Annotated in this window: 8 protein-coding genes and 2 pseudogenes; 3 read left to right on the plus strand and 7 right to left on the minus strand. The window is 40.9% G+C overall.

The genetic code is table 11. From position 1 onward, the window contains the following. The 7 genes and pseudogenes from BHE89_RS20420 to ampD form a co-directional block, all read right to left on the minus strand. Positions 1-96: pseudogene (locus BHE89_RS20420) on the minus strand (YacL family protein); the annotation flags it as partial. A 138-nt stretch (positions 97-234) separates the two neighbouring features. Further along, complete coding sequence (acnB, locus tag BHE89_RS20425; protein WP_069367718.1) at positions 235-2,832, minus strand: bifunctional aconitate hydratase 2/2-methylisocitrate dehydratase; 2,598 nt, start codon at positions 2,830-2,832, stop codon at positions 235-237. Positions 2,833-3,337: 505 nt separating this feature from the next. Next, positions 3,338-4,765: a dihydrolipoyl dehydrogenase gene (gene lpdA, locus BHE89_RS20430; protein ID WP_069367717.1), complete on the minus strand. Its 1,428-nt coding sequence runs from the start codon at positions 4,763-4,765 to the stop codon at positions 3,338-3,340. A gap of 201 nt (positions 4,766-4,966) precedes the next feature. Continuing rightward, the gene (gene aceF / locus BHE89_RS20435; protein WP_069367716.1) at positions 4,967-6,835 is read right to left on the minus strand and encodes a pyruvate dehydrogenase complex dihydrolipoyllysine-residue acetyltransferase; all 1,869 of its coding nucleotides are present in this window, start codon (positions 6,833-6,835) and stop codon (positions 4,967-4,969) included. A 12-nt stretch (positions 6,836-6,847) separates the two neighbouring features. Beyond that, a complete protein-coding gene (gene aceE / locus BHE89_RS20440) occupies positions 6,848-9,514 on the minus strand; it encodes a pyruvate dehydrogenase (acetyl-transferring), homodimeric type (protein WP_069367715.1) in 2,667 nt (888 codons plus the stop codon). 163 nt (positions 9,515-9,677) lie between these two features. Then, positions 9,678-10,448, minus strand: a complete 771-nt coding sequence (pdhR, locus tag BHE89_RS20445) for a pyruvate dehydrogenase complex transcriptional repressor PdhR (protein WP_069368021.1) — start codon at positions 10,446-10,448, stop codon at positions 9,678-9,680. Between the two features lie 327 nt (positions 10,449-10,775). Beyond that, positions 10,776-11,318 carry a 1,6-anhydro-N-acetylmuramyl-L-alanine amidase AmpD gene (gene ampD / locus BHE89_RS20450; protein WP_069367714.1) on the minus strand — a complete coding sequence of 181 codons (543 nt, stop codon included), beginning with the start codon at positions 11,316-11,318 and terminating at the stop codon, positions 10,776-10,778. A gap of 217 nt (positions 11,319-11,535) precedes the next feature. On the opposite strand from ampD, the gene ppdD reads away from it, so the two are divergent. The 3 genes and pseudogenes from ppdD to BHE89_RS20465 form a co-directional block, all read left to right on the plus strand. Then, a complete protein-coding gene (ppdD, locus tag BHE89_RS20455) occupies positions 11,536-11,979 on the plus strand; it encodes a prepilin peptidase-dependent pilin (RefSeq protein WP_069367713.1) in 444 nt (147 codons plus the stop codon). Between the two features lie 100 nt (positions 11,980-12,079). Continuing rightward, complete coding sequence (locus BHE89_RS20460) at positions 12,080-13,180, plus strand: ATPase, T2SS/T4P/T4SS family (protein WP_069367712.1); 1,101 nt, start codon at positions 12,080-12,082, stop codon at positions 13,178-13,180. After that, positions 13,177-13,523: pseudogene (locus tag BHE89_RS20465) on the plus strand (type II secretion system F family protein); the annotation flags it as partial. The gene BHE89_RS20460 and the pseudogene BHE89_RS20465, both read left to right, overlap by 4 nt.

Raw genomic sequence — 13,523 nt, forward strand, 5'->3', positions numbered from 1 at the left:
AATTCATCATTCAACCAATAGCCTACTTAGCTTCATGATCCACCGAAAAACGGGCTAATATACCGCCAGTGAGATCTCGCTGAATTCATAATCCATGGTGTACGCCCCTTATAAAGCTCTCGCTTTTTTAATAAAAAAAATATCTTATTCTTATTATGACAAAAATAACAAAAAACGGGAGGCGTTTGCCTCCCGTTTGTTCATATAAAATACTTTAAAGCAATAAATTAACCGTTATACCGTTGTTTGGAAAATAACTTGGTCTGCTTTGTCTGTATATTGCTCTAGTTGGTCAAAATTTAGATAGCGATAAGTATCTTCAGCTGTTTCATCCACTTTATTCATGAAATCCAGATACTCTTGTGGCTCTGGTAAACGACCTAATAATGAAGCCACAGCCGCAAGCTCCGCGGAAGCCAGATACACATTTGCACCTGTACCTAAGCGGTTAGGGAAGTTACGTGTCGAAGTTGAAACAACGGTTGCACCATCAGCAACTCGCGCTTGGTTACCCATACAGAGTGAACAACCTGGTACTTCAATACGTGCTCCACTCTTACCAAAAACGCTATAATAGCCTTCTTCCGTTAATTGTGCTGCATCCATTTTTGTTGGTGGAGCAACCCATAAACGTGTTGGTAATTGACCTTTGTGTTGATCAAGCAGTTTACCCGCCGCACGGAAGTGACCAATGTTCGTCATACAAGAACCAATGAAGACTTCATCAATTTTGCTGTTTGCCACTTCTGATAATAGGCGAGCATCATCTGGATCGTTAGGTGCACACAGAATTGGCTCTTTGATCTCATTTAAATCAATTTCGATCACTGCCGCATATTCTGCATCTGCATCGGCTTCAAGTAATTGCGGATCTTTCAACCAGTTTTCCATTGAAGTGATACGGCGCTCGATAGTACGGCGGTCGCCATAACCTTCAGCAATCATCCATTTCAGTAAAATGATATTAGATTGCAGGTACTCAATAATAGGCGCTTTATCCAGTTTAATGGTACAACCTGCCGCTGAACGTTCTGCTGATGCATCAGCAAGTTCAAATGCTTGTTCTACTTTCAGTTCTGGTAAACCTTCAATCTCAAGAATACGACCAGAGAAAATGTTCTTCTTACCTTTTTTCTCAACGGTCAGTAAACCGTCTTGGATCGCGTAATAAGGGATAGCATGAACTAAGTCACGCAGTGTCACACCTGGCTGCATTTCGCCTTTAAAACGTACCAGAACAGATTCTGGCATATCTAATGGCATAACCCCAGTAGCGGCTGCAAAAGCCACTAACCCAGAGCCTGCTGGGAATGAGATCCCAATAGGGAAACGCGTATGCGAGTCACCACCTGTACCAACAGTATCAGGCAATAACATACGGTTTAACCATGAGTGGATAATACCGTCGCCTGGACGCAGTGAAACACCACCACGGTTCATAATGAAATCAGGTAATGTGTGATGTGTTGTAACATCTACCGGTTTTGGATATGCCGCGGTATGACAGAATGATTGCATCACTAAATCAGCAGAGAAACCAAGGCATGCCAAGTCTTTTAACTCATCACGAGTCATTGGGCCTGTTGTATCTTGTGAACCTACTGAAGTCATTTTGGGTTCACAGTATTCGCCTGGGCGAATACCAGGACGACCACAAGCACGGCCTACCATTTTCTGAGCGAGTGAGAAACCACGGTTGCTTTCTTCAACAGGTTTCGCATGACGGAACAATGTGCTAACCGGTAAACCTAATGATTCGCGCGCTTTTGATGTTAATCCACGACCAATGATCAATGGAATACGCCCTCCCGCCCGAACTTCATCAATTAATACTTCGGTTTTCAGTTCAAAGGTTTCCAGTAATTCATTCGTTTCATGGTTGCGAATTTCACCTTTGTATGGGTAGATATCAATGACATCCCCCATATTTAATTTAGAAACATCGACCTCGATAGGGAGTGCGCCCGCATCTTCCATAGTATTAAAGAAGATAGGTGCGATTTTACCGCCAAGAACAACGCCACCACCACGTTTATTAGGAACAAACGGAATGTCCTCACCCATAAACCAAAGTACAGAGTTAGTTGCTGATTTACGTGATGAGCCAGTCCCTACAACATCACCAACATAAGCCAGTGGGAAGCCTTTCTTATTTAATGCTTCGATTTGTTTAATTGGTCCTACGCTACCCGGCTGGTCAGGTTCAATACCTTCGCGTGCATTTTTCAACATTGCTAAGGCATGTAATGGGATATCAGGGCGGGACCAAGCATCAGGTGCTGGAGATAAGTCATCGGTATTGGTTTCACCAGTGACTTTAAATACGGTAACTGTAATTTTTTCTGCTAATGCAGGGCGCTCAGTAAACCACTGTGCATCAGCCCAAGATTGCATAATTTGCTTAGCATAAACATTGCCTGCTTTCGCTTTTTCCTCAACATCATAGAAGTTATCAAACATCAGTAATGTGTGAGAAAGCGCTTTGGCTGCAATTGGGGCTAACTTATCATTTTCCAGAGATTCGATTAAAGCATGGATATTATAGCCACCTTGCATAGTGCCTAATAATTCAACCGCTTTTTCTGGTGTGATAAGTGGTGATGTGGTTTCGCCTTTCGCGAGGGCAGTTAAAAAACCCGCCTTAACATAGGCAGCTTCATCAACTCCAGGTGGAACGCGGTTAACAATTAAATCAAGAAGAAATTCTTCTTCACCTTTAGGGGGATTTTTTAATAGCTCAACAAGTGCGGCTGTTTGTGTGGCATCGAGAGGTTTTGGAACGACACCTTCAGCTGCACGCTCTGCTACGTGCTTACGGTATTCTTCTAGCACGACTGTCTCCTCGCTTCTTTGTCATTTTGTATAACCCGGCTGTCTGCACCCTGTCTGTTGAAGGATGCCAGGTCAGAGGATCTTTTGCTCGCATAAAACATAAGAGGTTGTAAAATTATGCCCAGCTAAGGGCTATCAGCATAGCAAATCTTCAACACGATGTTAATTCGTTCACATAAAAGTAACATTAATCAGATTCAAATATCCACTTATTCAGATTAAAACACTTAAACAAAATATATAACAGGGACTTTTTAACCAAGATTTTTGGTTAATAACCACACTTTTTTATAGTTTTTTTTTATCCTCAAATTAGCACTTAAAGCGAAAATTCACGGTTAAATAAACAACAAAGAAAGACTAATCGCTAATACTCCCCCATCACTACGCAATACTTGTCTCAACAAAAAAGCATAAAAAAAGAGCCAAGTTCTATAAAGAACTTAGCCCTTATCATTTAAACTACTTTATTAAACTGTTTTCAGTAAATCAGTAAACAAGTCGCTTATTTTTTCTTTTTCGCTTTTGGATTTGGCAGGTCAGTGATACTACCTTCAAATACTTCCGCAGCCATACCGATTGATTCGTATAACGTTGGGTGAGCGTGGATAGTTAATGCGATATCTTCAGCATCACAACCCATTTCGATTGCCAGACCGATTTCACCTAACAGTTCACCACCGTTAGAACCCACAATTGCACCACCGATAACACGGTTAGTTTCTTTGTCGAAAATCAGTTTAGTCATACCATCAGCACAATCTGATGCGATTGCACGGCCTGATGCCGCCCAAGGGAAAGAAGCCACTTCATAGCTAACACCTTTCTCTTTCGCTTCTTTTTCCGTCATACCAACCCATGCAACTTCTGGTTCAGTATAAGCGATTGATGGAATAACTTTAGGATCAAAGTAATGTTTCTTACCAGAGATAACTTCTGCTGCAACGTGGCCTTCATGAACACCTTTGTGAGCCAGCATTGGTTGACCAACGATGTCACCGATAGCAAAGATGTGAGGTACGTTAGTACGCATTTGTTTATCAACATGGATAAAGCCACGATCATCAACTTCGATACCTGCTTTACCTGCGTCTAACAGTTTACCGTTAGGTACACGACCGATAGCAACTAAAACGGCATCGTAACGCTGTGGTTCTGCTGGGGCTTTTTTGCCTTCCATTGTTACGTAGATGCCATCTTCTTTTGCTTCAACAGCAGTCACTTTAGTTTCTAGCATCAGGTTAAATTTCTTGCTGATACGTTTGGTAAATACTTTAACCACGTCTTTATCAGCAGCAGGAATAACCTGATCAAACATTTCAACTACGTCAATCTGAGAACCTAGAGCGTGATAAACCGTTCCCATTTCCAGACCGATGATACCGCCACCCATAACCAGTAAACGCTCTGGTACGGTTTTCAGTTGCAGTGCATCTGTTGAGTCCCATACACGTGGGTCTTCATGTGGAATGAATGGTAATTCGATTGGACGTGAGCCGGCAGCAACGATTGCATTGTCAAACGTGATGGTCGTTGTACCTTCGGCACCTTCAACAGACAATGTATGAGAACCCGTGAATCGTGCTTCGCCATTAACGACAGTCACTTTACGGCCTTTAGCCATGCCCGCTAAGCCACCCGTTAACTGAGAGATAACTTTATCTTTCCAGATGCGAATTTTGTCGATATCTGTTTTTGGTGCGTCAAATACAACACCGTGTTCAGATAATGCTTTCGCTTCTTCGATAACTTTAGCAACGTGGAGTAACGCTTTAGAAGGGATACAACCCACGTTCAGACAAACACCACCTAACGTAGAGTGACGTTCAACTAAAACTGTTTCTAAACCTAAGTCAGCGCAACGGAACGCTGCGGAATAACCCGCAGGGCCTGCACCGAGAACCACTACCTGTGCTTTAATTTCAGTACTCATCGTGACCTCATTATTTATTTGTCCGGCGAGTCAGACGATAATCCATATTTAACACCGAGACTTACATACCGCATGCAGTTTACAGAAATGTTAATAAACTGAAAAGCGCTCTAACATGACGGATCTCACAACCTAAGATGTATGACTGTAAAATCCATCATCGTAATCAGAGAAACCGGCGCCAAGCACCGGTTTAAATAATTACATTACCAAACGACGTAAATCACTCATGTACTGATTAATCAGAGTGATGAATCGAGCACCGTCAGCACCATCAATCACACGGTGATCGAAAGATAGTGACATTGGTAAAATCAAGCGTGGTACGAATTCTTTACCATTCCATACTGGTTTCATAGAAGAACGGGAAAGTCCCATAATCGCAACTTCTGGCGCGTTAACGATTGGTGCAAAACCGGTAGTACCGATACCACCAAGGCTAGAAATGGTGAAACACCCGCCTTGCATATCTGCTGCTGTCAGTTTACCTGCACGTGCTTTCTTAGAAACTTCTGCTAACTCATAAGACAGTTCGAGAATGCCTTTTTTGTTAACATCTTTGAAAACAGGAACAACAAGACCATTAGGTGTATCTACAGCAATACCGATATTGATGTATTTTTTCAGGATCAGTTTCTGTCCATCTTCAGAGATAGAGCTGTTAAAGCGTGGCATATCTGCCAGTGCTTTCGCTGCTGCTTTCATGACGAAGACTAACGGCGTGATCTTAACATCCAGTTTTTTCTTCTCGGCTTCTTTATTTTGCTGTTTACGGAATTCTTCAACCTCAGTGATATCTGCTTCATCAAACAGATTTACGTGAGGGATCATCACCCAGTTACGGCTTAAGTTAGCACCCGAAATTTTCTGGATACGGCTTAATTCAACTTCTTCAATTTCACCAAACTTACTGAAGTCAACTTTCGGCCAAGGTAGCATGCCTGGTAATCCGCCACCTGCATTAGCAGGCGCTGATTCAGCACGTTTAATTAACTCTTTCACGTAAGACTGAACGTCTTCACGTAAGATACGACCTTTACGACCTGTCCCTTTTACTTTCGCTAAATTCACACCAAATTCGCGTGCTAAACGGCGAATAACAGGCGTTGCATGAACGTAAGCATCATTTTCAACAAATTCTTCTTTTGCTGCTGGTGCTGGCGCTTGTGCTTTCGCAGGTGCTGCTGGTGTAGAATTTGCTGGAGCAGGTGCGGCAGCGGCTGGAGCTGCAGGAGCTGGAGCAGCACCAGCAACTTCGAACATCATGATCAGTGAGCCCGTTTTCACTTTGTCACCCACTGCAATTTTGATCTCTTTAACCACACCTGCAAATGGTGCAGGAACTTCCATTGAAGCTTTATCACCTTCAACCGTGATCAGCGATTGTTCTTCAGAGATGGAATCACCTACTTTTACCATCACTTCAGTCACTTCAACTTCGTCACCACCGATATCTGGAACATTCACTTCTTTCACAGCAGATGCTACTGGTGCAGATGCTGCTGGAGCGGGTGCGGCTTGAGCAACAGGTGCGCTACCAGCAACTTCAAATACCATGATAAGAGAGCCTGTGCTCACTTTATCACCTGTTGCGATTTTAATTTCTTTCACTACACCAGCAAACGGTGCTGGAACTTCCATTGAAGCTTTATCACCTTCAACAGTAATCAGTGATTGTTCTTCAGCAATGCTATCGCCCACTTTGACCATGACTTCAGTTACTTCAACTTCGTCACCGCCGATATCTGGAACGTGAACTTCTTTTAGTTCGCTAGCTGCGGGTGCCGCAGCAGAAGGTGCTGGTGCGGCTTCTTGAGCAGGTGCTGCTTGCGCGGCACCCTCTGCTTCAAAAATCATGATAAGAGAGCCAGTTTGGACTTTATCGCCCACGGCAATTTTAATCTCTTTAACCACACCCGCTTGTGGTGATGGAACTTCCATAGACGCTTTATCGCCTTCTACGGTGATTAAGGATTGTTCTTCCTCAATGCGGTCGCCCACTTTCACCATCACTTCGGTGACTTCAACTTCATCAGCACCGATATCTGGGACTTTAATTTCAATAGACATTCACTTTACCTCTTACGCCAGACGTGGATTTACTTTTTCAGGGTTGATGTTGTATTTTTTGATTGCTTCTTCAACAACCTTCACATCAATCTCACCACGTTTAGCTAATTCACCTAATGCAGCAACAATCACATACGAAGTATCAACTTCGAAATGGTGACGCAGGTTTTCACGGCTATCAGAACGACCGAAACCATCTGTACCTAATACGCGGTAATCATCTGCTGGTACATAAGTACGAACTTGTTCAGCGAACAGTTTCATGTAGTCAGTAGATGCAACAGCTGGCGCATCATTCATAATTTGAGCGATATAAGGTACGCGTGGTGCTTCAGATGGGTGTAGCATATTCCAACGTTCACAATCTTGACCATCACGAGCCAATTCAGTGAATGAAGTTACGCTATAAACATCAGAACCAATACCGTATTCAGCAGACAGGATTTGCGCTGCTTCACGAACGTGACGCAGAATAGAACCTGAACCCAGTAACTGAACTTTACCTTTCGCGCCTTCCAGAGATTCCAGTTTATAGATACCTTTACGGATACCTTCTTCAACACCTGCTGGCATTGCTGGCATATGGTAGTTTTCGTTCAATGTAGTGATGTAGTAATAAACGTTTTCTTGTTTATCACCATACATACGCTCTAAACCGTCTTGCATGATAACAGCAACTTCATAAGCGAATGCTGGATCATAAGAGATACAGTTAGGAATAGTCAGCGATTGAATATGGCTATGACCATCTTCGTGCTGTAAGCCTTCACCGTTAAGTGTTGTACGACCTGAAGTACCACCGACTAAGAAACCACGTGCTTGTTGGTCTCCCGCAGCCCAGCATAAGTCGCCGATACGTTGGAAACCAAACATGGAGTAGTAGATATAGAATGGGATCATTGGCAGATTGTTAGTGCTGTAAGATGTTGCAGCTGCTAACCAAGATGCGCCAGCACCCAGTTCGTTGATACCTTCTTGCAGAATTTGACCTTTAACGTCTTCTTTATAGTAAGCAACTTGCTCACGATCTTGAGGCGTATATTGTTGGCCATTCGGACTATAAATACCGATTTGACGGAACAGACCTTCCATACCGAAAGTACGCGCTTCATCTGCAATAATTGGTACTAAACGATCTTTGATAGATTTGTTTTTCAACATCACGTTCAGGGCACGAACAAATGCGATAGTTGTTGAAATCTCTTTAGATTGTTCTTCCAGTAATTGGCTGAAATCTTCTAGTGTTGGAATATCCAGTTTTTCGTCAAAGCGTGGACGACGAGCAGGTAGGTAACCTCCTAAATCCTGACGACGTGCATGCAGATATTTGTATTCTTCTGATTCTTTATCAAAAGTAATATAAGGCAGATCTTTGATTTGCTCATCAGCAACAGGAATATTGAAACGATCACGGAAATGATGAACGCCATCCATGTTCATTTTTTTAACTTGGTGAGCAATATTTTTACCTTCTGCTGTTTCACCCATACCATAACCTTTGATGGTTTGAGCTAAAATAACAGTTGGTTGGTTTTGAGTATCTTTTGCTTTTTGGAATGCAGCAAAAACTTTCTTCGGATCGTGACCACCACGGTTTAATGCCCAGATTTCATCATCAGTCATATCTTTAACTAATGCGGCAGTTTCTGGGTAACGATTGAAGAAATGCTCACGGACATAAGCGCCGTCACGAGATTTAAATGTCTGGTAGTCACCATCCAGAGTTTCATTCATTAATTGAATGAGTTTACCGGAAGTGTCTTTACGCAGAAGCTCATCCCAACGATCGCCCCACATAACTTTGATAACGTTCCAGCCAGCACCTGCGAAGATACCTTCTAATTCGTTAACAATTTTTCCGTTCCCTGTAACTGGGCCATCAAGACGTTGTAAGTTACAGTTAATCACGAAACACAGATTGTCTAATTTTTCGCGAACTGCGATGGTGATAGCACCTTTAGATTCTGGCTCGTCCATCTCGCCATCGCCTAAGAACGCATAAACAGTTTGTTTAGTTGTATCTTTTAAGCCACGGTGATTCAAATATTTCAGGAATTTAGCTTGGTAAATTGCAGATAGTGGTCCCAGACCCATAGAAACGGTTGGGAACTGCCAGAACTCAGGCATTAATTTAGGGTGTGGATAAGAAGATAGACCTTTACCACCGATTTCTTGACGGAAGTTATTTAATTGCTCTTCAGTTAAACGACCTTCTAAGAATGCACGAGCGTAGATACCTGGGGAGATATGACCTTGGAAGTAAACTAAGTCGCCGCCATCAGTTTCATTATGTGCGCGGAAGAAATGGTTAAAACACACTTCATATAAAGTTGCAGAAGATTGGAATGACGCCATGTGTCCGCCGAGTTCCAAATCTTTTTTGGATGCACGCAGAACCATCATTACTGCGTTCCAGCGAATAGCAGAACGAATACGACGCTCTAATTCCAGATTGCCAGGGTAAGCGGGTTCATCTTCAGCAGGAATGGTATTGATATAATCACTGTGTACAGAACCGCCTAAAGCAATATTAAGACCACCATTACGGGCTTGTTTTAATACCTGATCAATCAGGAACTGTGCACGCTCAACACCTTCTTCACGGATGACCGAGTCGATCGCTTGTAACCAGTCGCGAGTTTCGATCGGATCCACGTCATTTTTCAGCATATCTGACATGGTGTATTCCTTATCTGTTATCTGTTTTTAATGGTTATGGGAGCCTATCTTCCCGTTATACCCAATTGATATGACGGGAAGATAGGCCCTGCTGTTATTACCGCTTCCCCTGAAAATCACAGGGCGATAGGTAGTACAGACTCAGCGGTCAGGATCTGTGCTACTAAAATAAATCAGGGTGTTGTTGTAGCCGGCGCAAAGAACGCTCACGGCGAGTATGTTCACGACTCATATCCAACAAAACATCTTCAATAAAGGCCAAATGGCGATGCGATGCTTCACGCGCAGCTTCTGGCTCTCTATTAATAATAGCCTGATAAATCTGACGACGATGCTCACTTACTGCAGTTAACATCTCTTTACGAGTGTAAAGAAACTCAAAATTCTGGCGGATATTTTGCTCAAGCATGGGCACCATGCATCGTAATAGATGCAATAAAACAACATTATGAGCAGCTTCCGTAACAATTAATTGATATTGCAATACGGCTTCAGACTCAGCGGCTAAATCCCCTTCTTCATGGGCTTTCAAAATGCAGTCATGGCTAGCTTTAATACGTTCAAGATCTTCATCTGTACCTCGTAATGCTGCGTAATATGCAGCAATACCTTCGAGTGCATGACGAGTTTCTAAAAGATCAAATTGAGATTCGGGGTGCCCGCTAAGCAGTTGAGCTAAAGGATCACTAAAACTTTGCCAGAGATTGTGCTGAACAAAAGTACCACCGCCTTGGCGACGGAGTAAAAAACCTTTAGCTTCTAATTTTTGGATAGCTTCACGCAATGAAGGCCGAGATACATCAAATTGTTTCGCCAGTTCACGCTCAGGTAAGAGTTTCTCTCCCGGACGCAGAGTACCTTCTAAAATCAGATGTTCAAGCTGTTGCTCAATAACATCAGAAAGCTTAGGTTGGCGGATTTTTGTATAAGCCATATTGCTAGAAGCCATTATTGGATAACTATTACCTTAGTGATTGAGTTGTCAATTGGTAATACCAATTTAATATAACGGATAATAAAGTAACAAAGTATTCACTAACTGTCCATACAGTTGTTGAGCGAAATCATAAAAACCTGCAAATTTTAACAAATTATTTTAAAAATTCATAAAAAGTGATAACTAGATCGCATTATCTAGATACCTTAAAAAATAAATTTTTTTAAACGTTTTTTAAACACATAAACAGTCAAACTGAAGCGTGACAGCAATATTATTTTGAATTAAAAACCAACACAAATAAATTTATATTCAAACAAAACGTTATTTCGTTAACAAACTGCGGTAATAAGCCCAATTAAAGTGAGGTCCCGGATCGGTTTTTCTATTTGGTGCAACATCACTATGCCCGGTAATGTTTTCTTCAATAGCAGGATAAAGCGCAATAAGCGATTGAGTTACTTTCACTAATTGTTGATATTGCTGCTGGGTAAAATCACACTCATCAGTGCCTTCAAGCTCAATACCAATGGAGAAATCATTACATTTTTCTCTGCCTTTATATAAAGAAATACCAGCATGCCATGCCCTCTCAGTAAAAGGCACATATTGCACAATTTCTCCATCTCGACGAATAAGACAATGAGCCGATACTCTTAAGTTAACAATCTCACTAAAAAAAGGGTGCTCTTGCTCTGACAATGTATTGGTAAAAAGTTGGTCAATATAAGGACCACCAAATTGGCCTGGCGGTAAACTGATATTATGAACAATTAATAAAGAAGGAATCTCACCTTCAGGTCTCTTATCATGATTAGGTGAAGGAACCCGTCTAGCATCGATTAGCCAACCTTGTTTAATTTCCATATCACCCCTCTTTTATTTTGTTTTAGCCATTATCAATAGCTTTATTAACTCAGACTCATCCAATAAATGCGAAACGTTCCCCTCAATAATAAGGGTTAAAATATGTATCTCTCCTTTTTTCTTTTCGATATTTTACTCAAACTTTATTTTATTTATTCGCTAATAAAGCCCTTTTTTTTTCATACTTCTAGTGTCTATTACTCAAGGAGGACGCTAGATGAATGTACTTAATTATCAATCTAATGAAAATGGTTTTACCCTTATGGAACTTATGATTGTGATTGCTATCATCTCGATTTTAAGCTCTGTTGCTATTCCTGCCTATCAAGGTTATATCCAAAAAGCCGCATTAACCGATGTATTACAAACACTATCACCCTATCGTTCGGCAATAGAATTATGTCGTTATGAAAACGATCCTCAACACTGTCATTCTGATTCAACCTTTATGCCGCAACAATTTCATAGTCGATATTTGTCCGATATTAATGTACGAAACGGCGTGATTAGCGCAACAGGGAAATCACAGCTTGAGGGTCTAACGATCACAATGTCTTTAGAAAAAAGTGTTAACGAGCCCCTTCCGAAATGGAGGATACAGTGTTCAGCAAAAAGTCTTACGTTGCAAAAGCAGTGCAGTGAGATTTTAAAATCATATTAGTGCTTTCGATTGAAAGGAGCACTCATATTGAGTGTTCCTATTACGCACGTTACACATTGAAAATAACGTAGATAAATCAAAAGGTATATAGAGGTGAAGAATGGATATCACACACTCTGCAACAGAATTTATTGAGCATTTATTACGTGAAAGTATTTTAAAACGCGTCTCTGATTTACATATAGAGCCTCAACAAACCAGTGTAAGAATTCGCGCTAGGATAGATAATCATTTATATCTATTATCGTCTCCGCCAGATGAATTTTCTAAAGAAATAGTCACTCGATTAAAGGTACTTTCTAACTTAAATATTGCAGAAAAACGACTGCCTCAAGATGGACAATTTAGTTGGTCTTATCATGAAAAAAACTATTCAATACGAATAGCGACACTCCCCACACTGTATGGTGAAAAAATTGTTCTACGGCTTATAAATAATTTACAACAACCAGAATTGAATCATCTAGGCTTTCAACCCTCGCATTTAACGCTATTAAAGAAATATTTAAACTTACCGCAAGGAATGATTTTAGTTACAGGACCAACGGGAAGCGGAAAAACACTCACTTTATACAGTTGCTTACACTATTTAAATAAAGAGAACCTAAATATAAACAGTGTTGAAGATCCGATTGAATTACCTCTGAAGGGTATTAATCAAATTCAAATTTCTGAAAAATCAGGGATCACATTCACGACAATATTACGGGCATTACTACGCCAAGATCCTGACATTATTATGGTAGGAGAAATACGTGATCAATCTACTGCTGAAATGGCAATAAAAGCAGCACAAACAGGGCACTTAGTATTATCAACCTTACATACCAATTCGGCGTCATCGACATTAATGCGTCTACATAACTTAGGTATTGAAAAAGATCTTATTCATTCCTGTGTTAGTTTAATTATTTCACAACGATTAGTTCGTTGTTTATGCCCACACTGTAAAATATGCTTATTCGATAAACAGCATATTAATATAAATAAAGAAATGGTCGAATTACCCAATTGGCAAGCCGTTGGTTGCCAACAATGCTGTTCAGGATATAGCGGAAGAACAGCTATCTATGACTGCTTTGAGCCATCTAAACAAACACAGTCATCCCCTTATCATTTATTCTACTCCGGCTTTTCATTAATTAAACAAGGAATAACGACACTTGAGGAGGTTTATCAAACACTAGGAGATATTGAATGAGACTACAGCTAATCTATCGCTATGATGCATTAACGTATCAAGGGGAGTGGTGTACAGGAAAAATACTTGCGTCCTCGAATAACGAAGCATTTATTAACTTGACTCAACAACAAAAAACGCCCATCAATATCCGTTTATATAAAATTGTTTTATTTCAAGATGCTGATAAACAATATCGAATTCAATTATTAGAACAATTAGCTTTATTACTTCACTCTGGTTTAGCGCTTCTTCCTGCATTAACACTATTAAAAAATGAATTGTCATTACTCGTACATTGGCAATGTGTATTAGAAGATATTATTTTTAACTTAATGCAAGGAGGTTCATCTTTTCTAAACAA

The organism is Shigella sp. FC1967, from assembly GCF_001743005.1.
In the GTDB taxonomy this organism is placed as follows: Bacteria; Pseudomonadota; Gammaproteobacteria; order Enterobacterales; family Enterobacteriaceae; genus Proteus.

What these genes read in the sequence shown, in the direction of transcription:
- lpdA (WP_069367717.1), bottom strand. Translation starts at nt 4,765, where the DNA reads ATGAGTACTGAAATTAAAGCACAGGTAGTGGTTCTCGGTGCAGGCCCT.
- aceF (WP_069367716.1), bottom strand. Translation starts at nt 6,835, where the DNA reads ATGTCTATTGAAATTAAAGTCCCAGATATCGGTGCTGATGAAGTTGAA.
- aceE (WP_069367715.1), bottom strand. Translation starts at nt 9,514, where the DNA reads ATGTCAGATATGCTGAAAAATGACGTGGATCCGATCGAAACTCGCGAC.
- pdhR (WP_069368021.1), bottom strand. Translation starts at nt 10,448, where the DNA reads ATGGCTTATACAAAAATCCGCCAACCTAAGCTTTCTGATGTTATTGAG.
- ampD (WP_069367714.1), bottom strand. Translation starts at nt 11,318, where the DNA reads ATGGAAATTAAACAAGGTTGGCTAATCGATGCTAGACGGGTTCCTTCA.
- ppdD (WP_069367713.1), top strand. Translation starts at nt 11,536, where the DNA reads ATGAATGTACTTAATTATCAATCTAATGAAAATGGTTTTACCCTTATG.
- BHE89_RS20460 (WP_069367712.1), top strand. Translation starts at nt 12,080, where the DNA reads ATGGATATCACACACTCTGCAACAGAATTTATTGAGCATTTATTACGT.